Origin of the sequence: Enterobacter sp. 301B, from assembly GCF_003850715.1 — a bacterium.
Taxonomy (GTDB): domain Bacteria; phylum Pseudomonadota; class Gammaproteobacteria; order Enterobacterales; family Enterobacteriaceae; genus Enterobacter; species Enterobacter intestinihominis.
The window spans coordinates 78,191-101,231 of the sequence record NZ_PQTC01000002.1 but is presented as its reverse complement, the minus strand read 5'-3'; the positions used below and the strand labels follow the sequence as shown (position 1 = coordinate 101,231).

The 23,041-nt window shown below is 55.6% G+C and carries 15 protein-coding genes, 1 tRNA gene and 1 pseudogene; 10 read left to right on the top strand and 7 right to left on the bottom strand.

What is annotated here, in order from left to right; translation table 11 throughout:
* Window positions 1-228: 228 nt before the first annotated feature.
* The gene (gene ubiG / locus C3451_RS02830; protein WP_045620901.1) at window positions 229-957 is read right to left on the bottom strand and encodes a bifunctional 2-polyprenyl-6-hydroxyphenol methylase/3-demethylubiquinol 3-O-methyltransferase UbiG; all 729 of its coding nucleotides are present in this window, start codon (window positions 955-957) and stop codon (window positions 229-231) included.
* Between the two features lie 146 nt (window positions 958-1,103).
* Here ubiG and gyrA point away from each other — a divergent pair, with 146 nt between their 5' ends.
* Both gyrA and rcsC read left to right on the top strand, forming a co-directional pair.
* Entirely contained in the window at window positions 1,104-3,740 is a 2,637-nt protein-coding gene (gyrA, locus tag C3451_RS02825; protein ID WP_023300608.1) for a DNA topoisomerase (ATP-hydrolyzing) subunit A, read from the top strand.
* A gap of 134 nt (window positions 3,741-3,874) precedes the next feature.
* The gene (gene rcsC / locus C3451_RS02820; RefSeq protein ID WP_023300607.1) at window positions 3,875-6,721 is read left to right on the top strand and encodes a two-component system sensor histidine kinase RcsC; all 2,847 of its coding nucleotides are present in this window, start codon (window positions 3,875-3,877) and stop codon (window positions 6,719-6,721) included.
* Between the two features lie 111 nt (window positions 6,722-6,832).
* Here the strand turns inward: rcsC and rcsB are convergent, their stop codons facing one another.
* Window positions 6,833-7,483, bottom strand: a complete 651-nt coding sequence (gene rcsB / locus C3451_RS02815) for a response regulator transcription factor RcsB (RefSeq protein WP_003859405.1) — start codon at window positions 7,481-7,483, stop codon at window positions 6,833-6,835.
* Window positions 7,484-7,499: 16 nt separating this feature from the next.
* Window positions 7,500-10,172, bottom strand: coding sequence for a phosphotransferase RcsD (rcsD, locus tag C3451_RS02810; RefSeq protein ID WP_124304228.1), 2,673 nt, complete (start codon window positions 10,170-10,172; stop codon window positions 7,500-7,502).
* 138 nt (window positions 10,173-10,310) lie between these two features.
* On the opposite strand from rcsD, the pseudogene C3451_RS02805 reads away from it, so the two are divergent.
* The 6 genes and pseudogenes from C3451_RS02805 to mgtE all read left to right on the top strand — a co-directional run.
* Window positions 10,311-10,598 (top strand): annotated as a pseudogene (locus C3451_RS02805) (porin); the annotation flags it as partial.
* A 114-nt stretch (window positions 10,599-10,712) separates the two neighbouring features.
* A complete protein-coding gene (gene apbE / locus C3451_RS02800; RefSeq protein WP_045620899.1) occupies window positions 10,713-11,768 on the top strand; it encodes an FAD:protein FMN transferase ApbE in 1,056 nt (351 codons plus the stop codon).
* A gap of 72 nt (window positions 11,769-11,840) precedes the next feature.
* Window positions 11,841-12,899 carry a bifunctional DNA-binding transcriptional regulator/O6-methylguanine-DNA methyltransferase Ada gene (ada, locus tag C3451_RS02795; protein ID WP_045620898.1) on the top strand — a complete coding sequence of 353 codons (1,059 nt, stop codon included), beginning with the start codon at window positions 11,841-11,843 and terminating at the stop codon, window positions 12,897-12,899.
* A complete protein-coding gene (alkB, locus tag C3451_RS02790; RefSeq protein ID WP_023300603.1) occupies window positions 12,899-13,549 on the top strand; it encodes a DNA oxidative demethylase AlkB in 651 nt (216 codons plus the stop codon). Before ada ends, alkB begins: the two co-directional genes overlap by 1 nt.
* Window positions 13,550-13,625: 76 nt before the next feature.
* On the top strand, window positions 13,626-15,269 hold the full coding sequence (locus C3451_RS02785) for a multidrug ABC transporter permease/ATP-binding protein (protein ID WP_003859392.1): 1,644 nt from the start codon (window positions 13,626-13,628) through the stop codon (window positions 15,267-15,269).
* Window positions 15,270-15,409: 140 nt separating this feature from the next.
* Window positions 15,410-16,846: a magnesium transporter gene (gene mgtE, locus C3451_RS02780; protein WP_124304227.1), complete on the top strand. Its 1,437-nt coding sequence runs from the start codon at window positions 15,410-15,412 to the stop codon at window positions 16,844-16,846.
* On the opposite strand, the gene C3451_RS02775 is transcribed toward mgtE, so the two are convergent.
* Window positions 16,809-18,104: a SulP family inorganic anion transporter gene (locus C3451_RS02775; protein ID WP_032624810.1), complete on the bottom strand. Its 1,296-nt coding sequence runs from the start codon at window positions 18,102-18,104 to the stop codon at window positions 16,809-16,811. The genes mgtE and C3451_RS02775 overlap by 38 nt on opposite strands.
* Before the next feature lie 187 nt (window positions 18,105-18,291).
* On the opposite strand from C3451_RS02775, the gene mqo reads away from it, so the two are divergent.
* Window positions 18,292-19,941 carry a malate dehydrogenase (quinone) gene (gene mqo, locus C3451_RS02770; protein ID WP_032622479.1) on the top strand — a complete coding sequence of 550 codons (1,650 nt, stop codon included), beginning with the start codon at window positions 18,292-18,294 and terminating at the stop codon, window positions 19,939-19,941.
* A 134-nt stretch (window positions 19,942-20,075) separates the two neighbouring features.
* Here mqo and eco read toward each other — a convergent pair whose 3' ends face one another.
* The gene (gene eco, locus C3451_RS02765; RefSeq protein WP_032622478.1) at window positions 20,076-20,585 is read right to left on the bottom strand and encodes a serine protease inhibitor ecotin; all 510 of its coding nucleotides are present in this window, start codon (window positions 20,583-20,585) and stop codon (window positions 20,076-20,078) included.
* A 202-nt stretch (window positions 20,586-20,787) separates the two neighbouring features.
* Between eco and C3451_RS02760 the strand changes: the two genes are divergently transcribed.
* A complete protein-coding gene (locus tag C3451_RS02760; RefSeq protein WP_006811332.1) occupies window positions 20,788-21,048 on the top strand; it encodes a DUF2534 family protein in 261 nt (86 codons plus the stop codon).
* 66 nt (window positions 21,049-21,114) lie between these two features.
* Here the strand turns inward: C3451_RS02760 and C3451_RS02755 are convergent.
* Together C3451_RS02755 and yejM are read right to left on the bottom strand one after the other, a co-directional pair.
* Window positions 21,115-21,191, bottom strand: a tRNA-Pro gene (locus tag C3451_RS02755).
* 73 nt (window positions 21,192-21,264) lie between these two features.
* Complete coding sequence (gene yejM / locus C3451_RS02750) at window positions 21,265-23,025, bottom strand: LPS biosynthesis-modulating metalloenzyme YejM (RefSeq protein ID WP_022648735.1); 1,761 nt, start codon at window positions 23,023-23,025, stop codon at window positions 21,265-21,267.
* Window positions 23,026-23,041 lie beyond the last annotated feature (16 nt).

Genomic DNA, 23,041 nt, shown 5'->3' with positions numbered 1-23,041 from the left:
TGGTGAGTATTCTAGTATCGAATCTTTTCAGCACAAGGGTTGATTTTGACGTTAAATTGAGGTTGTGAAAGGGTAAAAAAGGCTAAGTCCTCGTACCGTAAGGCCTGGAAGAGATGTCAATATTCCAGAAAAAAAATTCAAAATTTGATCGAGTGCTGATTTCTTCAACGGGAGGTCAGAATTGCGCAACATGATGTCGCGCAATCTTTATAAGAATAACGAATGACGTTAGTCGTTTTTGGCGGTTGTGTGCAACATATAGTTAACATCCACGCCCGGGGCAAGTTTGAATTTATCCGTCAGAGGATTGTAGTGCAGACCCGTCATGTGCTGTTCCTTAAGCCATGTCTGGTCAACCCAGCCCAGCAGTTCGGCAGGCTTGATGAACTTCTTCACGTCGTGCGTCCCTTTCGGCACCATGCGCAGCACATATTCCGCGCCTACCACGGCCATCAGCCAGGCTTTGCCGTTGCGGTTGATGGTCGAGAAGAAGACCTGTCCACCCGGTTTCACCAGTTTTGCACAGGCGTTGACGACCGACTGCGGATCGGGAACGTGCTCCAGCATCTCCATGCAGGTCACCACGTCATACTGGTGCGCATGTTTAGCCGCGTGCTCTTCCACGGTTTCCTGGACATATTCTACCTGTACGCCGGACTCCAGCGCATGAAGACGCGCAACCTGTAGAGGTTCGAAGCCCATGTCCAGACCGGTGACGGTGGCCCCTTCGCGCGCCATGCTTTCCGCCAGGATGCCGCCGCCGCAGCCGACGTCGAGCACTTTCTTACCGAACAGACCGCCGGAACGCTCCGCGATATAGCCCAGACGTAGCGGGTTAATACGATGCAGAGGTTTGAACTCACCTTCGAGATCCCACCAGCGGGACGCCACCGCTTCAAATTTGGCAATCTCTTCGTGGTCAACGTTGTGAGCCACCGGGGATTTTTCGGCATTCATGGGCGCTTTTACTCCTTATTTAGCAAGACAAATGAGTATATCAGGCAATCCCTGTGAATAAAGCGTATAGGTTTACCTGTATCACCGCGGCTGTGTTATAATTTGCGACCTTTGAATCCGGGATACAGTAGAGGGATAGCGGTTAGATGAGCGACCTTGCGAGAGAAATTACACCGGTTAACATCGAGGAAGAGCTGAAAAGCTCCTATCTGGACTATGCGATGTCGGTCATTGTTGGCCGTGCGCTGCCGGACGTCCGCGATGGCCTTAAGCCGGTACACCGTCGCGTACTATACGCCATGAACGTATTGGGCAATGACTGGAATAAAGCCTACAAAAAATCTGCCCGTGTCGTTGGTGACGTAATCGGTAAATACCATCCCCATGGTGATTCCGCGGTGTACGACACCATTGTCCGTATGGCGCAGCCTTTCTCGCTGCGTTACATGCTGGTAGATGGTCAGGGTAACTTTGGTTCTATCGACGGCGACTCCGCCGCGGCAATGCGTTATACGGAAATCCGTCTGGCGAAGATTGCCCATGAGCTGATGGCTGACCTGGAAAAAGAGACGGTTGATTTCGTTGATAACTACGACGGCACGGAAAAAATTCCTGACGTTATGCCAACGAAGATCCCAAACCTGCTGGTGAACGGTTCGTCCGGTATCGCAGTGGGTATGGCAACCAACATTCCGCCGCACAACATCACGGAAGTGATTAACGGCTGCCTGGCCTACATCGACGATGAAGACATCAGCATTGAAGGGCTGATGGAACACATCCCGGGCCCGGACTTCCCGACGGCGGCAATCATCAACGGCCGTCGCGGTATTGAAGAAGCGTACCGTACCGGTCGCGGCAAGATTTACATCCGTGCTCGCGCCGAAGTGGAAGCGGACGCCAAAACCGGCCGTGAAACCATTATTGTTCACGAGATCCCGTATCAGGTGAACAAAGCGCGTCTGATTGAAAAAATCGCCGAGCTGGTAAAAGAAAAACGCGTTGAAGGCATCAGCGCGCTGCGCGACGAGTCTGACAAAGACGGTATGCGCATCGTGATTGAAATCAAGCGCGACGCGGTGGGTGAAGTTGTGCTGAACAACCTTTACTCCCAGACTCAGCTTCAGGTCTCCTTCGGTATCAACATGGTTGCGCTACACCATGGCCAGCCGAAGATCATGAACCTGAAAGAGATCCTGAGCGCGTTTGTGCGTCACCGCCGTGAAGTGGTGACTCGCCGTACCATCTTTGAACTGCGCAAAGCGCGCGATCGTGCCCATATCCTTGAAGCACTGGCCGTTGCGCTGGCGAACATCGACCCGATCATCGAGCTGATTCGCCGTGCGCCGACGCCGGCAGAAGCGAAGGCGTCGCTGGTTGCGCGTCCATGGGATCTGGGCAACGTGGCGGCGATGCTGGAACGTGCCGGCGATGATGCTGCGCGTCCTGAGTGGCTGGAGCCGGAATTCGGCGTGCGTGACGGTCAGTACTATCTGACTGAACAGCAGGCCCAGGCGATTCTGGATCTGCGTTTGCAGAAACTGACCGGCCTTGAGCATGAAAAACTGCTCGACGAGTACAAAGAGCTGCTGGAGCAGATTGCCGAGCTGCTGCATATCCTGGGTAGCGCAGAGCGCCTGATGGAAGTGATCCGTGAAGAGCTGGAGCTGGTTCGCGATCAGTTCGGCGACGAGCGTCGCACCGAAATCACGGCCAACAGCTCTGATATCAACATTGAAGATCTGATCAACCGCGAAGACGTGGTCGTGACGCTGTCTCACCAGGGTTACGTGAAGTATCAGCCGTTGACCGACTACGAAGCACAGCGTCGTGGCGGTAAAGGCAAATCTGCGGCGCGTATTAAAGAAGAAGACTTCATTGACCGTCTGCTGGTGGCCAATACCCACGACACGATCCTCTGCTTCTCCAGCCGGGGCCGTCTGTACTGGATGAAAGTCTATCAGCTGCCGGAAGCGAGCCGTGGCGCGCGGGGTCGACCTATCGTTAACCTGCTGCCGCTGGAAGCGAACGAACGTATCACCGCCATTCTGCCGGTACGCGAGTACGAAGAGGGCGTGAACGTCTTTATGGCAACCGCGAGCGGTACCGTGAAGAAAACCGCCCTGACCGAATTCAGCCGTCCACGTTCCGCCGGGATCATCGCGGTGAACCTGAACGAAGGCGACGAGCTGATCGGCGTGGATCTGACCTCTGGTTCTGATGAAGTGATGCTGTTCTCTGCGGCCGGTAAAGTGGTGCGCTTTAAAGAGAACGCCGTGCGCGCAATGGGTCGTACGGCGACCGGCGTGCGTGGTATCAAGCTGGCGGGTGAAGACAGCGTGGTTTCCCTGATCGTTCCGCGTGGCGAAGGCGCAATCCTGACCGTCACCCAGAACGGCTACGGTAAACGTACGGCGGAAAGCGAATACCCGACCAAGTCTCGCGGCACGCAGGGCGTTATCTCCATCAAAGTGACCGAGCGCAACGGTTCCGTTGTTGGCGCGGTACAGGTGGACGACGCGGACCAGATCATGATGATCACCGATGCCGGTACGCTGGTGCGTACCCGCGTGTCAGAGATCAGCGTGGTGGGTCGTAACACCCAGGGCGTTATCCTCATCCGTACTGCGGAAGATGAAAACGTCGTCGGTCTGCAACGCGTTGCTGAGCCGGTGGATGACGAAGAGCTCGACTCTATCGACGGCAGCGTCGCGGAAGGGGATGATGAAATCGTCCCGGAAGCGGACACCGATGATGAAGCAGCGGATGACGCTGACGAGTAACGTCTCCTGACGCATAAAGGGCCGGTTTCCGGCCCTTTTGTTTTGCGCAAGCAGACAAGTGAACGTTGCGACAAGCCGCGTTTACCGCTACCTTAACCACATTCTTTTTTCCCCGATGGCGGAGCCTCGCCCCTTTGAAATACCTCGTCTCCTTTCGTACCACGTTAAAAGTCTCTCGCTATCTGTTTCGGGCGCTTGCGCTACTGCTATGGTTGCTGGTGGCACTGCTCTCGGTGTTTTACATCGTTAACGCGTTACACCAGAAAGAAGCGGAGATCCGCCAGGAGTTTAACTTAAGCTCGGATCAGGCCCAGCGCTATATCCAGCGCACGTCTGATGTGATGAAAGAGCTTAAGTATATCGCTGAGAATCGACTGACGGCGGAGAACGGCATTCTTGCCCTCCGCGGTCGGGATGAAAAAACCGAAGTACCTGATTTCGAACCGCTCTTCCCGGACTCCGATTGTTCCGCGATGGGCAAAGCCTGGCGTGGCTCACTGGAGTCCCTGTCATGGTTTATGCGCTACTGGCGCGATAATTTTTCGGCCGCTTACGATCTAAACCGCGTCTACCTGATTGGCAACGAAAATCTTTGCATGGCGGACTTCGGTCTGCGGGATATGCCCGTCGAACGCGAAGACGCGCTGAAAAGCCTGCATGAGCGCATAGTGAAATACCGCAATGCGCCTCAGGAAGAGCGCGGGAACAACATCTTCTGGATAAGCCAGGGGCCGCGCATGGGCGTCGGCTATTTCTATGCCCTGACTCCGGTTTACCTCGGAAACCGCCTGCAAGCGCTGCTGGGGATTGAACAAACCATCCGCATGGAAAACTTCTTCACGCCGGGCAGTCTGCCGATGGGCGTGACCATTCTGGATGAGAACGGCCACCCACTCATCTCCCTTACCGGGCCTGAAAACCGCCTGAAGGTGGAGCCCAGCTGGATGCAGGAGCGGTCATGGTTTGGCTATACCTCCGGGTTCCGCGAGCTGGTGCTGAAGAAAAGTTTACCGCCATCGTCGCTGAGCATTGTCTATTCGCTGCCGGTGGACAAGGTGCTGGAGCGCATTCGCATCCTGATCCTTAACGCCATTTTGTTGAACATCGCGGTAGGCGTCGCGCTGTTTATGCTGGCGAGAATGTATGAGCGGCGGATCTTTATTCCGGCGGAAGCGGATGCTCAGCGTCTGGAGGAGCACGAGCAGTTTAACCGTAAGATTGTCGCCTCGGCGCCGGTAGGGATCTGTATCCTGCGTACTCAGGACGGGACAAATATCCTCAGTAACGAGCTTGCCCATAACTACCTGAACATGCTCACGCATGAAGACCGCCAGCGGTTAACGCAGATCATCTGTGGGCAACAGGTTAACTTTGTGGATGTGCTGACCAGCACCCACACCAACCTGCAAATCAGCTTCGTCCATTCGCGCTACCGCAATGAAAACGTGGCGATTTGCGTGCTGGTGGACGTCTCCGCGCGCGTTAAGATGGAAGAGTCATTGCAGGATATGGCGCAGGCGGCGGAGCAGGCCAGCCAGTCGAAATCGATGTTCCTCGCGACCGTCAGCCATGAGCTGCGTACGCCGCTGTACGGCATTATCGGTAACCTCGATCTTCTCCAGACCAAAGAGCTGCCGAAAGGGGTCGACCGCCTGGTGACGGCGATGAACAACTCGTCCAGCCTGCTGCTGAAAATTATCAGCGATATTCTCGACTTCTCTAAAATTGAATCCGAGCAGTTGAAAATAGAACCGCGTGAGTTCTCCCCGCGCGAGGTGATGAACCATATCAGCGCCAACTATCTGCCGCTGGTGGTGCGCAAACAGCTGGGGCTGTACTGCTTTATCGAGCCGGATGTGCCGCTGACGCTGCATGGCGATCCGATGCGTCTGCAACAGGTCATCTCGAACCTGCTAAGCAACGCCATCAAATTCACCGATATCGGCTGTATTGTGCTGCATGTCTGCCGGGCAGGGGAGTACCTGACTATTCGCGTACGCGACACGGGTGTTGGCATTCCGGCGAAAGAGGTCGTTCGCCTGTTCGATCCGTTCTTCCAGGTGGGGACGGGCGTCCAGCGTAATTTCCAGGGGACCGGGCTGGGTCTGGCGATTTGCGAGAAGCTTATCAGCATGATGGACGGGGATATCTCCGTCGATACCGAGCCGGGTATGGGCAGCCAGTTCACCATCCGTATCCCGCTCTACTCGGCACACTATCCGGTGAAAACCACGGTCGACGGGCTGAGCGAAAAGCACTGCTGGCTGGCGGTGCACAACGCCTCCTTACATGATTTCCTGACCTCGATGCTGACCAGCAGCGGCGTGCGGGTCTCACGCTATGAAGGCCAGACGCCGGACGCAGATGACATGCTGATTACTGACGTTGAGCCAGACAAGGCGTGGGCGGGGCGGGGCGTGGTGATGTTCTGCCGCCGTCATATCGGTATTCCGATTGAGCGTTCGCCCGGGGTATGGGTGCACAGTGTGGCGACACCGCACGAAATGTTGGGCTTGCTGGCGCGTATTTACAGCGTACAGCTTGAGGACAGCGATGGCGCTACCGTGCTGGCTTCCCCTGATGAGCTGGCATCGGTGAATGACGATATGATGATTCTGGTCGTCGACGATCATCCGATTAACCGTCGTCTGCTCGCAGACCAGCTTGGCTCTCTGGGCTATCAGTGTAAAACGGCCAATGATGGCGTGGATGCCCTGAATGTCTTAAGTAAGAATCATATTGATATTGTGCTCAGTGATGTGAACATGCCTAACATGGACGGCTATCGTCTGACGCAGCGTATCCGACAGCTGGGGCTGACGCTGCCGGTGGTGGGGGTGACAGCCAACGCACTGGCGGAGGAGAAGCAGCGCTGTCTGGAGTCGGGAATGGACAGCTGTCTGTCGAAGCCGGTCACGCTGGATGTACTGAAGCAGACGCTATCCGTGTATGCGGAGCGGGTGCGAAAAGCAAGACAATAAAAAAGGCCCGAAAGGGCCTTTTTTATGTGTCCGACGGCACTGCGCTTGCGCGGGCCTACGGGGTCTTTAGACCGGGTAACCGCGAGGGTCACCCGGCGTAGACAGCGACGATCAATCTTTGTCCGTTGCGCTCAGCGTCACGGAAGAGAGATAGTTCAGCAGGGCGATATCGTTATCCACACCCAGCTTCATCATCGCGGATTTTTTCTGGCTACTGATGGTTTTGATACTGCGGTTCAGTTTCTTGGCGATTTCAGTAACCAGGAAACCTTCAGCGAACAGACGCAGAACTTCACTCTCTTTAGGCGAGAGACGCTTGTCGCCATAGCCACCCGCGCTGATTTTTTCAAGCAGGCGTGAGACGCTCTCAGGCGTGAATTTCTTCCCTTTCTGTAGCGCCGCCAGCGCTTTAGGCAGATCGGTAGGTGCGCCTTGTTTCAGCACAATCCCTTCAATATCAAGATCCAGAACGGCGCTCAGGATCGCCGGGTTATTGTTCATGGTCAGAACAATGATCGAAATGTCCGGGAAGTGGCGTTTAATGTATTTGATGAGCGTAATCCCATCACCGTATTTATCCCCAGGCATGGAGAGATCGGTAATGAGCACGTGCGCATCAAGTTTAGGCAGGTTGTTAATAAGGGCTGTGGAATCTTCAAATTCACCGACTACATTCACCCACTCGATCTGTTCAAGTGATTTGCGAATACCGAACAGTACAATCGGATGGTCATCGGCAATAATTACGTTCATATTGTTCATGTATAAGGCTACCTTGCTACAGCAAGCTCTTGACGTAAGCGTCAATGTCGCTGATGTATTTTTCAATGCCAGAGGCATCTTTCTCACGAATTAGATGTTCCAGCGTTTCACATAACTGCTTGCCGGGAACCAGATTAAGCATGGCAAACACCCCTTTAAGCCGGTGTGCTGTCTGTGCCAGCGCTGCAAAATCCTGCGCAGCGGACTCAGTATACAACCGCTTAACATCATCTGGTACTGTATCAACGAAGAGCGAATAATATCCGCTGGCATGGAGTTCGGCATTTTCATCGCCGCCTAACGGTGACTCCAGGATCTCTTCCTGCGCCAGATTCTCTTCAATCAGTTGTAATACAGCTTCCTGCATTGCATTGCTCATATTAAAGTTGACGCGCAGCTGCCCAGGGCCGATTTTCCGCACGCCTGGCTCATCATCGCTTAAAAGCAAGCCGGAGGCAGTAAGATTAGACGGATTATCAGTTAAAAATAGATCAAGTTCTTGACTCGCGAGCCTTTCGTCCGGGGTAATGCAGGACGCGCCCCAGTTTTCCAACTGACGAACGACGATATTACGGATCTCACTGGAGGTCACGTCCACCATCACGACCACATCATCCAGCAGACGCTCTTCATCCTCTTCCTGAGGATTCGCCGCCATTTTAACATGCAAGGAGTAGCGGGTGCCGAGGGATTCGCGCGCCTTAATGTTCAGATGACCGCCCAGCTTACGCGCCAGCTGATCGCAGAGCCAGAAGGTGAGGGCATTCGCCTTACCGTAGTGGTCGCGCTGGGTATCGTTCAGGAACGGGAAGTGCAGGTTATCGATTTCGCTCACGGTGACGCCTTCGCCCGTATCCAGAATACGGAACGTCAGACGATCGTCGGTGGACTCATCGGTGCTGACTTCAAGGGTGATCTTGCCGATCTGTGTCGTGGTGACGGCATACTGAATCAACATCATCAGGATGCGACGCAGCGCATCGCGATCGCCGTGACGCTCGTCGTTGGCCGGTAAATGGTTGTTGATCAGCAGCTGGAGCCCTTTGCGCTTGATCACCGGCAGGACTTCCGGAACCACCTCATCAATCAGATCCTGGATGGAGAAGAGCGTAGGGGTGCCCTTCCAGATGTCATTCTCCAGCATGTTCGCAAGCTGGATTTCGTCCACCAGACGAACCAGCGAGTCGGCCTGGCTGCTAAGCTGTCGGCTTTCCGGCGTGCTTAAATCAGCAATCTGCGTGGCGAGTGACTTCAGCGGCTGTTTAAAGGCATCGCCAATGTTTTGCATAAACGCCGCGCGGCCATGCTGGTTTTTCTCATACAGCCTTTGCGCCTGATTGAGCTTTTTATTCACCAGCACTTCGCGATCCTGATCGCGGATGATGAAGATTTGCGTGCGCGAGGCGACCTGACTGCGGAACTGACGGATCTCATACAGTTCATTATTAATGGTGGCCTGAATGACGCCCTGATGCTGGTCCGCCATGGCCGTAATATTTTGCAGGTTAAGATGCGGCAGAAGGTGATCGGCAATTTTGTTGCTCATCACCGTCCGGTTTGCCTCCTGATCGTGAACAAGCACCCCAAGCGGCAGCACGGAAATAATCTCTTCATTCAGGGCACGAAGAACACGCAACTCGTTGCTGGTCCCGGCTGATACCGACGTCGAGTCGCTCTGGCGGCCCGACTGGAAACGGAAGGTGCTGTAGCCAAACAGCGCCAGCGCCAGCAGGCCGATATTCAACAGCAGCGGCAGCATAATGTTTTGCAGGGTATCAAGCATCAGGGTGCCAAAAGGCACCTGCCACACCAGCCGCATACCGGTTGAGTTGAGCGATGAGGCAATCTCAATCTTCGAGCCATTAAATGAGATCGCTACGCTGTCCGGGCCTTCTTTATCCGACGGCGTGCGCATATTTTGGGTGCTGTTGTCTGGCTCCAGTCGGAAACTGTCCAGCGGCATATCCGGCGGGATAAGATCGTTAATTGGCAGATCGAAGGCAACCACGGTCGCCAGATGGCCCGGCTGGTTAAAGGTGGTTCGCAGCGTAAAGTAGTGGCCATTCTGCCAGGCAAGACGGCGTAATGACGAGAAACTTTCGCGCTCGTCCAGCGCGTTGGCCTGTTGCAGCATTTCTGCCCGACGGGAATCGACAATGCTGCCAACGGTGGTCTCTTTAAAGCCCGACGAGAGATCCTTAAGCGGCAGGGTCGAGATCAGGATCATGCTGTTGTCCTGACCGTTCAGGTAATACATGGACCACGGTACGGTCTCGGCGCCCCACAGGGTGTCCAGATAGGAGGAGATCCGCTGCGTCATCTCAAGCGTTGCGCTGTCGTGCGAGCCGAAAATCAGGGCTTCCGTCTTGCGCTGCGGTTTTTCAAGGTAATACACATCCTGCTTAAGGCGCGTTTCCTGCAACCCTTCGCCTGATGAGGTGGCAGGTGCGGCGGCGATATTGTCGTAGATTTGCCAGGTCGCGTAGCGCCACGTATCAATGCGCTTATGCACCGCATGGGTGATATCGACAATTTGATAGCTTTTATCTTTAAGCCAGGTATTCACGGCGCTCTGAACCATCACTCCCATTGTGACTAACAGCACAACGATCAACAGAAGAAAGAAACGGGTGATGCTGCCCGGTAGAAGGGAGAATTTGCTCGGGGCGGTAGTTTCAGTCTGACTCATCGATGTGTTTAACCCGTAATGGCCGCGCGGTAATGGGATAGGGCAGTATAAAGGGTAATAACTGAATTTCCAGCGTCGTTATCGGTATGACCTTGACTTTTTATCTGTCGCAACCCGCTTCAACGTCATCCGTGTGAGGGCTGGGCTAACAAAGCACAGAACTTCGAAGTGGTTGCTCAGTATCAGTTCGACTTCGGCCTGCGTCCATCCGTGGCTTACCTGCAGTCTAAAGGTAAAGACATCGAAAACTATGGCGATCAGGATATCCTGAAGTATGTTGACGTGGGTGCGACTTACTACTTCAACAAAAACATGTCCACCTATGTTGATTACAAAATCAACCTGCTGGATGAAAATGACTTCACCCGTCAGACAGGTATCGGTACTGACGATATCGTCGCGCTGGGTCTGGTTTACCAGTTCTAATTGCTCATACAGCAACAAAGGGGCCATCAGGCCCCTTTTTTCATGCTTTTTTAGGGTCTTACAAATACGCTGTTTTAGTGTACTCTTGCCGCCCTGGCATGAGGATAATAACCAATGGATATGACTTTTTTACGCGCCAGCGTTCTGGCGACTTTTTTACTCCTGACCGCGTGTGACTCTTCTACACAGCCCGCAAAAATCGACGCACCCGCCGCGACGGTGCTGGAAGGGAAAACCATGGGGACCTTCTGGCGCGTCAGCGTGATGAATATCGATAAATCCCGCGCTGAAGAACTACGCGGTAAAATTCAGGCGCAGCTGGATGCCGACGATCAGCTACTCTCTACCTATAAAAATGACTCAGCGCTGATGCGTTTCAATCGCTCCAGCAGCACCTCGCTGTGGCCGGTGAGCGAAGCAATGGCCGATATCGTCACGGAAGCCATGCGCGTGGGCTACAAAACCAACGGCGCAATGGATGTGACCGTTGGGCCGCTGGTGAACCTGTGGGGATTTGGCCCCAACAAGCAGCCGGTGACCACACCCGATCAAGCCGCCATCGACGACGCCCGCGCGCGTACAGGGTTACAGCATCTGGCGGTGATCTCCCAGTACGGTCAGCAATACCTGCAAAAAGACATTCCCGACCTGTTTGTGGATCTCTCCACGGTAGGCGAGGGGTATGCTGCGGATCATCTCGCGGCCCTGATGGCGCAGGAAGGTATTCCCCGTTATCTGGTTTCCGTCGGGGGCGCGCTCGTCAGCCGGGGCATGAACGCCAGCGGCAGGCCGTGGCGAGTGGCCATCCAAAAACCAACCGATCAGCAGAACGCGGTGCAGGCGATTGTCGACATCAACGGGCACGGTATCAGCACCTCCGGAAGCTACCGCAACTATTACGAGCTGGATGGCAAACGTATCTCGCATGTGATTGATCCGCAAACCGGACGCCCGATTACCCACAACCTGGTGTCCGTGACGGTGATAGCGCCAACTGCGCTGGAAGCCGACGCCTGGGATACCGGATTGATGGTGCTCGGCACGGAGAAGGCCAAAGAGGTGGTGCGTCAGGAAGGGCTGGCCGTTTATATGATCACCAAAGAGGCTGACGGGTTTAAAACCTGGAGTTCACCGCAGTTCAACAGCTTCCTGGTGAGCGAAAAAAATTAAAAAGCAAGGTTGCGGGTTTTTGTTCGGTGGCGTTCAGGCAAGCTGAGCGTATGCTTGTAAGAGGAGCCGATGATGAAAAACACAACCTATCTTACCGATGAGGATCGCTGGCAGGCTGTTCTGGCCCGCGATCCGCGTGCGGATAACCAGTTTGTCTTTGCCGTGCAGACGACCGGCATTTATTGTCGTCCGTCCTGCCGCGCCCGCCACGCGCTGCGTAAAAATGTCTGCTTTTATCCTGATGCTCACCAGGCCGCGCAGGCGGGTTTCCGCCCCTGTAAGCGCTGTAGGCCGGACCAGGTCGACCCTATGGCGCAGAAAAAGGCCAACGTTGCGCTGGCCTGCCGACTGCTTGAGCAGGATGCCGCGCTGAACCTGGAGGCACTGGCGCAGCAGGTTGGCATGAGTCCGTTCCATTTCCACCGCTTGTTTAAATCCGTCACCGGCATGGCGCCGAAAGCATGGCAGCAGGCCGCGCGTGAACAACGCCTGCGTAGCCTGCTTGCACAGGGCGGTAAAATCACCGACGCCGTACTGGCCGCTGGCTTCCCGGACGGCAGCAGCTACTACCGTAAAGCCAACGGCGCGCTGGGCATGACGGCGAAACAGTACCGTAACGGAGAGGCTGCGGTCCGCTATGCCATCAGCGACTGCTCGCTGGGCCACTGTCTGGTGGCGGAAAGCGAGCGCGGGATCTGCGCAATACTGCTGGGTGATGACGACGCCGGGCTGACGGCTGAGCTGCTCTCACTGTTTCCGCTTGCCGTCCGTGAACCGATGGAAGGCGCATTTGCCGGGCGTGTTCGTCAGGTGATTGCCTCTGTCGACAGCCGCGCGACGCCGTTGACGTTACCGCTGGATATCCGGGGTACCGCTTTCCAGCAGCAGGTCTGGCAGGCGCTGCGGGCTATCCCCTGCGGTGAAACGGCGAGCTATCAGCAGGTGGCGAAGGCCATTGGTAAACCCAATGCCGTACGTGCCGTGGCAGGAGCCTGCGGAGCCAACAAACTGGCGATAGTTATCCCCTGTCACCGCGTGGTGCGTAACGACGGTGCGCTGTCGGGTTATCGCTGGGGCGCAGCGCGTAAGGTGCTATTGTTGAAACGTGAGGCGAACAACCCGGAGGGATAATGCTCGATCTTTTTGCTGATGCTGAACCCTGGCAGGAGCCGCTCGCGCCGGGGGCGACGATCCTGAGACGTTTTGCGCTTTCCCGCGCGGCGGCGCTGTTCGACGGTATTGATACCGTCACCGCCCGTTCGCCGTTTCGCCATATGGTCACGCCGGGCGGGTATACCATGTCCGTGGCGATGACCAACTGCGGCGAACTGGGATGGGCGACGAATGAGCGGGGCTATGTATATGCCGCGAACGACCCGCTGACGGATAGGCCGTGGCCGCCGATGCCGGAGGCGTTTCAGGCGCTGTGTCACGATGCCGCCGTCGCGGCCGGCTATCCTGATTTTCGTCCCGATGCCTGTCTGATCAACCGCTATGCCGTCGGGGCAAAGCTCTCCCTGCATCAGGATAAGGACGAGCCTGACCTGCGCGCGCCGATTGTGTCGGTATCCCTTGGGTTGCCCGCTGTCTTTCAGTTTGGCGGCCTGCGGCGCAACGACCCGCTCAAACGGCTGATGCTGGAGCATGGCGATGTGGTGGTCTGGGGCGGTGAATCACGGCTTTTTTATCACGGCATTCAGCCGCTTAAAAATGGCGATCACCCGGTGGCGGGCGCGTTTCGCTACAACCTCACGTTCCGCCAGGCAGCGTACAGAGAATAAAAATAAGAATTATTCTTGATGTGTGTGAAAGGCAGTTTACACTGCTGGCTGATTTTTCTTGTCCGGATTGCTCTGCATGCAACTACTTCTTCTTGTCTGGCGGCAGTATCGCTGGCCTTTTATCGCGGTGATGGCGCTAAGCCTTGCCAGCGCGGCGCTGGGGATCGGCCTGATTGCCTTCATTAACGTGCGTTTGATCGAAATGGTCGACACGTCACTCTCCGTCCTGCCGGAATTTCTGGGTTTACTGCTGCTGCTGATGGCTGTCACGCTCGGGTCACAGCTGGCGCTGACCGCGCTCGGCCACCACTTCGTTTTCCGTCTGCGCAGCGAGTTCATCAAACGGATCCTTGATACTCAAGTGGAACGCATCGAACAGCTGGGAAGTGCTTCTCTGCTGGCGGGGCTGACCAGCGATGTGCGCGCCATTACCATCGCCTTTGTACGCCTGCCGGAGCTGGTGCAGGGGATCATCCTGACCTTTGGCTCGGCAGCCTATCTCGCCTGGCTCTCCAGCAAAATGCTGGCGGTAACGGCGCTGTGGATTGTTATTACCATCTGGGGCGGGTTCCTGCTGGTATCACGCGTCTATAAGCACATGGCGGTGCTGCGCGAAACAGAAGACAAGCTCTATAACGATTATCAGACAGTGCTGGAAGGGCGCAAAGAGCTGACGCTGAACCGCGAGCGTGCCGAACATATCTTCAACCATCTCTATATCCCGGATGCGCACGAATATCGTCATCACATTATTCGCGCCGATACGTTCCACCTGAGCGCCGTGAACTGGTCCAATATCATGATGCTGGGTGCCATTGGCCTGGTGTTCTGGATGGCGAACAGCCTGGGGTGGGCGGATACCAACGTGGCGGCAACGTACTCCCTGACGCTGCTGTTTTTACGCACGCCGCTGCTGTCGGCCGTTGGCGCACTGCCGACGCTGCTGAGCGCACAGGTGGCCTTCAACAAGCTGAAGAAGTTCGACCTTGCGCCGTTTAAGGCTGAGTTCCCGCGCCCGCAGGCCTTCCCGAACTGGCAAACGCTTGAGCTGCGTAACGTGACCTTCCGCTATCAGGATAACGCCTTCTCCGTGGGGCCGATAAATCTGACCATTCACCGGGGCGAACTGCTGTTCCTGATCGGCGGTAATGGCAGCGGCAAATCCACGCTGGCGATGCTGCTGACGGGCCTCTACCAGCCGCAGTCAGGCGAAATTTTGCTGGATGGTAAAGCGCTGAGCGCGGAGAAACCGGAGGACTACCGCAAGCTCTTTTCGGCGGTATTTACCGACGTCTGGCTGTTCGACCGGCTGCTGGGCCCGGAAGGGCAGCAGGCAGATCCGGCGCTGGTGGAGAAGTGGCTTGCGCATCTGCAAATGTCACACAAGCTGGAGCTACAGGATGGCAAAATCCTGAATCTCAAGCTGTCGAAAGGGCAGAAGAAGCGCGTGGCGCTGTTGCTGGCGCTGGCCGAAGAGCGCGACATCATCCTGCTGGATGAATGGGCCGCCGATCAGGACCCGCACTTCCGTCGCGAGTTTTATCAGGTCCTGCTGCCGCTGATGCAGGCGATGGGGAAAACCATTTTTGCCATCAGCCATGACGATCACTACTTCATTCACGCCGACCGTCTGCTGGAGATGCGCGACGGCAAACTGAGCGAGCTGACCGGCGATGAGCGCGATGCGGCGTCACGGGACGCGGTGGCGCGCACGGCCTGATTGCAATTGTGCCGGGTGGCCCCCGGCACACTCATTTTTCATATATGCCGTTTTTTTCTCCATCCCGACCCGCCGTTTATTCTTATTTACATATCCCCGCGCTATGCTTAACGCCAACTCATTTAATGGATTTATGATTGATGTCGGTATTAAAGAAAAACAGCGCCAGGCAGCGTGACCAGGAGCGTGCGCGGCTCATCTGGCTCCTGACGACCGATAAAGCGGTCACGTCAACGTTATTGGGTAAGCTAACCCTGGCTGAGCAATATGATGTCGGCACGCTGGCCGACGATATTGCTGAGGTAGGTGCGCTGGTTGCACATTTACCACCTCCGGATCTGGCGGACACCCTGGAGGCATTGCCTTCCGAGGAGCGCCACGCCCTGTGGAGGCTGGTGCAGGATCATGAGCGCGGTCAGGTGCTGCTTGAAGCCTCGGAAAACGTCTGGGATGACCTTATCGATGAGATGAGCGATCGGGACATTCTTGACGCCCTGCAAACGCTGGATATCGATGAGCAGATTTACCTCGTTCAGCATCTTCCGCGCAACCTGACCGGACGCCTGCTGGCTTCCCTGCCTGCCGAGGAGCGGGCGCGCGTGCGTCAGGTGATGCACTACGAGAAAAACAGCGTCGGCGCGATCATGGAGTTTGGCGTCATCACCGTGCGTCCGGACGTCACCCTGGGTACGGTGCAGCGCTATCTTCGTCGCCTGGGCAGTATGCCGGACAACACCGATAAACTGTTCGTCACCTCGCGGGATAAAACCCTGCTCGGGGAGCTGGAGCTGAAAACGATCCTGCTGAACAGCACCCAGCAGCGGGTAAGTGAGGTCATGGAAACCGAGCCGATGGTCTTCTCGCCGGAAGACGATGCCGAAAAAGCGGCGCGTACCTTCGAACGTGATGACCTGGTGAGCGCGGCGGTGGTGGATTCGGTGGGCAAGCTGATGGGGCGTCTGACCATTGATGAGATCGTTGACGTGGTCTATGAAGAGACCGATAACGACCTGCGTGCCCTTGGCGGTATCAGTGCCGAAGACGATGTTCATGCCTCCGTCGGCAAGGCCGTCAAAACCCGCTGGGCGTGGCTCGCCATCAATTTATGCACCGCGTTCGTGGCGTCCCGCGTTATTGACGGCTTCGAACATACCATTTCCCAGCTGGTGGCCCTGGCGTCGTTGATGCCGATTGTGGCGGGGATCGGCGGGAACACCGGCAACCAGACAATCACCATGATCGTTCGCGCCCTGGCGCTGGAAAACATTCAGCCGGGTAATTTTTCGTGGCTGATTTTCAGGGAGATGGCCGTCGCGCTGATTAACGGCCTGGTCTGGGGCGGCATCATGGGCGGCATTACCTGGTGGCTGTACGATGATATGGCGCTGGGCGGGGTCATGATGCTGGCGATGGTGCTGAACCTGCTGGTGGCGGCGATGATGGGCGTGATTATCCCATTGACGATGACCCGGCTGGGGCGCGACCCCGCGGTGGGGTCGAGCGTGATGATCACCGCCATTACCGATACCGGCGGTTTCTTTATTTTTCTTGGACTGGCGACGATTTTTCTTCTGTAGCCAGTGCTTTTTGCTTAAGTCGGGCAGGGAGGATGAACATCATCACAATCCCGCCCAGCACGCCAATCGCCAGGTTGCCGGTGTAAACCGTTGCCACAACCGTCACCAGCATCACGACGGTTTCAGCCACCGGCGCGTTTTTCAGCGTTCCGGGCTGAACGCTATGCCAGCTAAAGGTCTTGACGGCCACAATGGCCATAATACCCGCCAGTACCGCCATCGGGATTTTGGCCATCACCTCGCTGAGCGCCGTAACCAGCACCAGCAGTACGATACCCGCCGCAAGGGTGGAGATACGGCTTCTGCCTTTCCCCATCTCCACGTTAACGATGGTCTGCCCAATCATCGCGCAGCCCGCAATGCCGCCGTAGAACCCGGCCATAATATTCCCCACGCCCAGACCGATGCTCTCGCGGCGCTTGCTTGAAGGGGTAACGGTCAGTTCATCCACCAGTTTTGCCGTCAGCAAGGATTCCAGCAGGCCAACAAAAGCGATACTTAGCGCACACGGCCAGATAATGCTCAGGGTTTCTAGATTGAGCGGCACCAGCAGTTGCGTAAAGCCCGGCAAACCGCCGCTCATGGAGCCTTCATCCCCTACCGTTGGCAGGATTTGCCCGCTGGTGACGGTGAACAAAGTCAGCAGCACAATGGCAATCAGTGGGGAGGGTACGCTTTTAATATAGCGTGGCACCCACAGCACAATCAGCAGCGTCAGCACGAACAGGCCCACTATCAGCGGGCTTCGGCTCCAGAAATGGGGCACCTGGGCAAAGAAAATCAAAATGCCAAGGGCGTTAACAAACCCGGTCATCACCGACTGGGGAATAAAGCGCATCAGCCGCGCCATTCCCAGCGCGCCGAACAGGATCTGAATCACGCCAGCCATCACCACCGCGGGCAGAATGTACTGTACGCCGTGTTGATGGACCATCGGGCCAATCACCAGCGCGACGGAACCGGCCGCCGCCGTCACCATGGCCGGACGCCCGCCGAGCAGGGAAAGGGCGAAACAGAGCACCACGGAGGCGATAAGGCTCACTTTCGGATCCACGCCCGCGACCACGGAAAACGAAATCACTTCCGGGATCAGCGCCAGCGCGGTAATCACGCCGGCCAGGGTTTCGCGCATCAGACGTTGAGGCGAACGTAAAACGGTGGCGACATGGCCTTCTTGGGGTACAGACGAGTGAGGTAATGACATAACAATTCGCTGGTAGGGGCAGGCTTCCGTGCGCGCGATCACAAAGTGCAGCATCATAGCCAGGAAAATCGTCGGGTGCCAGCCTGTATGCCAAAACCCTACAAACAATCCATCATTAAATTTCACAATTACAATAATTTCGTAACCTTTAAACAATATTTAAAAGTTGCTACCGTGCCACCGCAGCGTGTTTCACCTGTAATTTCTACGCATCAAGCACTATTCAACTAAGGCATAAATGATGAAAAAAATGACTGCCGTGCTCTTTTCTCTGGCCGTGGGGCTGAACGCCGTCTCGCTGGCGGCGAAGGCTGACGCACCAAAAGAGCAGGAAACGGATGTCCTTTTAATTGGTGGCGGCATCATGAGCGCCACGCTGGGCACATATCTTCAGGAATTAGAGCCGAACTGGTCCATGACCATGGTCGAGCGCCTTGATGGCGTGGCGCAGGAAAGCTCTAACGGCTGGAATAACGCCGGGACGGGGCACTCGGCACTTATGGAACTGAACTATACGCCGCAGAAAAAGGACGGTTCCATTAGTATCGAGAAGGCGGTAGAGATCAACGAAGCGTTCCAGATCTCACGTCAGTTCTGGTCTCACCAGGTGAACAGCGGTGTGTTGCACAATCCGCACTCCTTCATCAACACCGTTCCGCACATGAGCTTTGTGTGGGGCGATCAAAACGTCAACTTCCTGCGTGCGCGCTACGCTGCCCTGCAACAGAGCACGCTGTTCCGCGGGATGAAATACTCTGAAGATCACGCTCAAATCAAAGAGTGGGCGCCGCTGGTTATGGAAGGCCGCGATCCGAACCAGAAAGTGGCGGCGACCCGCACTGAAATTGGTACTGACGTTAACTACGGTGAAATCACCCGTCAGCTGGTGGCCTCTCTGAAGAAAAAAGAGAACTTTAACCTGCAACTCAGCTCCGAAGTGCGTGGTTTCAAGCGCAACGCGGATAACAGCTGGAGCGTGACCGTTGCCGATCTGAAAAACAACGAAGCCGAGCATGTGATTAAGGCGAAGTTCGTGTTTATCGGTGCTGGCGGCGCGGCGCTGAAACTGTTGCAGGAGTCCGGTATTCCGGAAGCGGACGACTACGCCGGCTTCCCGGTTGGCGGCCAGTTCCTGGTGTCGGAAAACCCTGAAGTGGTTAACCGTCATCTGGCTAAAGTGTACGGTCAGGCTTCTGTTGGTGCGCCACCGATGTCCGTTCCCCATATCGACACCCGTATGCTGGACGGTAAGCGCGTAGTGCTGTTCGGGCCGTTCGCCACATTCTCCACCAAGTTCCTGAAAAACGGTTCCCTGTGGGATTTGCTGAGCGCGACCACGACGTCAAACGTCAAGCCAATGATGGACGTGGGACTGGATAACTTCGATCTGGTGAAATACCTGATTAGCCAGGTGATGCTCTCTGATGAAGAACGCTTCGAGGCGCTGAAAGAGTACTATCCGCAGGCGAAGAAAGAAGACTGGCGTCTGTGGCAGGCAGGTCAGCGCGTGCAGATCATCAAACGCGATCCGAAAGAGGGCGGCGTGCTGCGTCTGGGTACCGAAGTAGTAAGCGATAAGGATGGCACTATTGCCGCGCTGCTGGGAGCATCCCCGGGGGCGTCTACCGCTGCGCCAATCATGCTACACCTGATGGAAAAAGTGTTTAAGGACAAAGTATCCAGCCCGGAATGGCAGGCGAAGCTGAAAACCATTATTCCATCCTACGGTACGAAGCTGAACGGTAACGTTGACGCCACGGAACAAGAGCTGGAATACACCAGTCGCGTTCTGCAACTGCAATACGTCAAACCGCAGGCTGCGGATGCTGCGCCACAGGCAGAGCTGAAGCCTCAGGCGGAAAACAAGCCGGTTGCGGATATCGCGCTGTAAGGTAAACGAAAAACGGTAACATCCGTTACCGTTTTTCGTGTTTTCTCCCTCTCCCACCGGGAGAGGGGTGGGGTGAGGGCACCAGAACGCATCCTTTCCAGGTCGGGTAAGCGTGAGCGCCACCCGACTTATTTTTAACGAACTACTGCTTGTCCTACCGTCTCATCCGCCTTCCATACGCGATATTTCACATCCACGTTTTCCGGCGTATAAACGACAATCGGCAGCTTGCTGTTATAGCGCAGCAGACTGTTATCACCCAGATAGGCGGTGATAAATTTCTTCTCTTTCTTGCCGTCCGGGCACGCCATCATGGTGGAGACTGGCGAGGTTACTTTGTCGAAGACATAGTAGTCATAACCCCAGCCTTCCAGTGTTTTGCTTTCCAGTTGGCCGCCCAGACGATGCTGGTTGCAGTCCACTTCCAGCGTCTGGCCGATTAACAGCTCGACTTTGAAATTCCCTTCATTCTGCTGAGCCGGGAGCTGAATAACCTGGCGCTTCATCCCTTTGTCCGCTTGCGGATACGGGGCAACTTTTTCCAGCGGCTGCTCTTTTGGGGTTTCGCTGGCGAAAGCGCTGGTGCTCGCGCACGCAGCGGCGATAAGGGCGATGGCAAATTTAGGTGCGTTTTTCACTGTCATTCCTTTTTGTTAAAACGATCCCGGAAAGACTAACATAATGTATGTGAATGGTTGGCGTAATTTACTCACATTTTCATTTTAAACGGAGTAAAGCACTGCTTTTATGCTCTTTTATTGGTGTTTAATGCTGAGGTGGAGTCGGTGCAGAGATCGTGTTATTTTACGCGTTAATTATTGTTATTCATCTGTAAAGGGAGAAGAGATGGTACGGGAAAAACTGAAGACACCTGAAGGCCGCAAGTTCCTGCTGGCGTTACTGGTTGTGTTTATGATTGCTGCTGCATGCGTGGGGCGAGCAACCATTGTCGGCGTGATCGAGCAGTACAACATCCCGCTCTCTGCATGGACAACCAGCATGTTTGTCCTGCAATCAGCGATGATCTTTGTTTACAGTCTGGTGTTCACCGTCCTGCTGGCGATTCCGCTGGGGATTTTCTTTCTCGGTGGGCGTGAGAAGCACTAAGCATTGTGCATGCGAAGACAGGCAATAAAAAACCAGCCATAAGCGGCTGGTTTTTTTGTGTAGTTTTGGTCGGCACGAGAGGATTTGAACCTCCGACCCCCGACACCCCATGACGGTGCGCTACCAGGCTGCGCTACGTGCCGACGCATAAAAGGAATACTACTCGATTCCTTTTTGATTGCAAGGGGGGAGCAACGCTAACTGATTCATAAATAATCAGTTAGCGATAAAGCGCTTCTCGTCTGTCAGCACCTGCAACAGCAAGCTGAGCTGCGGTTTCTGGTCTTTCAGCTTCTCACCTTCGAGGCTGTACGTCTGGTAATTGCCGTTGCTGTTCAGCACAAGGGACAGCGTCGGCGTGGTCACCACCAGCGTGTTTTCGCCAGCAGCCGTGACCCAATTATGACGCCGCGTGGCGCTAAAGAGGTCTTGTCCCTGCGAGTATTCAATTGCCGGCGTGCTAACGTGCAGCAGCCGCTGCATTAACGTGGTCATGACGTCTTTATGGTCGGTCAGCATATTGATGCGTTGCGCGGGAGTGCCCGGCCAGTGGATCACCAGCGGGACATGCAGGTTCGGGCGCGACCAGTCCATGCCCTTCGCTTCGTCGCCGAGCGGCACGCCATGCCCCGCCGTGATAATGACGACCGTATTGTCCAGCTTGCCCGCGTCGCGCAGGGCGGTCAGCACGCGAGCGATCTGCGCATCGACATCACCCGCCGCACGGCTATAGCGGCGCGCGAAGCCTTTCTGATTGCTGTCATCAAGATTTGTGCCGTTAAACGCAACCCAGGAGAACCAGCGGTTATCTTCCTGTGCATAGCGCTTCAGCCAGTCTATCCACTGGTCAGCAGTCCGATCGTCAGACTGGCTCTGCGCGGCTGGCAGTGAGAAATCAGACAGCAGCGCCTGGCGGTACAGCGAGCTGTTGAAACCATCAGAGGCGAACAGCCCCAGCTGGTAGCCCTGCTGATTAAGCCCGGTAATCAATGCAGCCGGAATACGGGCCGACAGCACGCCGTCCATATAGCTCGGTGAAATGCCGTAGAACAGACCGAAAATACCCGCGTCGGTCGAATTACCGGAACTCATATGCTGAGTGAATACGATGTTGTTCTCAGCGAATTCAGCCAGGGCAGGCATTTGCTTCTCATAGCGAGAATAGTTCAGGCCATCGACGGTAATCAGCAGCACGTTCTGACCGCGCCCCATGTCGCGATATTTCAGATCGCTCAGGGGATACTGCACGCTGACCGCTTCCGGATTACCCTGTTCGACCAGACGACGCTGATACTCCTGCGCGTCCAGCAGACCGTGTTTTTCAAGGAAACGACGTGCCGTCATCGGATAGGAGAGCGGCAGATTCGCGCGCTGCATGGTAATAGGGCGGTAGAAGTTCGCATCTGCCCAGATATACATCAGGTGCGAACCGATAAATGAGGCGAAAAAGAGCGCCGCGACGGGCTTCGCATAATGTCGGCGTCGGGTCAGGCTGCGGAGCTTTTGCCAGCTCCACGTCGCGAACAACATTTCGATCAGCAGGATAATCGGCACGCTGATAAACATCAGCTGCCAGTCGCGGGCGGTCTCGTTCTGATCCGGGTTAATCACCAGCTCCCAGACGACAGGATTCAGGTGCAGGTGGAACCGGGTAAAAACTTCGCTGTCGATAAGCAACAGCGTCATGCCCGCCGTCGCAAGAATGGCGGACAGGAAGCGCATCAGCCGCTGCGACATGACGATAAACGTCAGTGGGAACAGGATCAGCAGATAGGTGGCGAAGACCAGAAAGCTAAAGTGACCAACAAGGCTCATCCACGAGTAGATACGCCCGGTTAACGTGGTTGGCCAGTCCGCCACAAACAGATAACGGCAGCCGAGCACCATCGCCAACAGAATGTTGAACAGGGCAAACCAGTGCCCCCAGCTGACCATCTGGGAGACTTTTTCACGGTAGCGCTGACGATTCGTCACCATAAACTGTTGTTCGTTT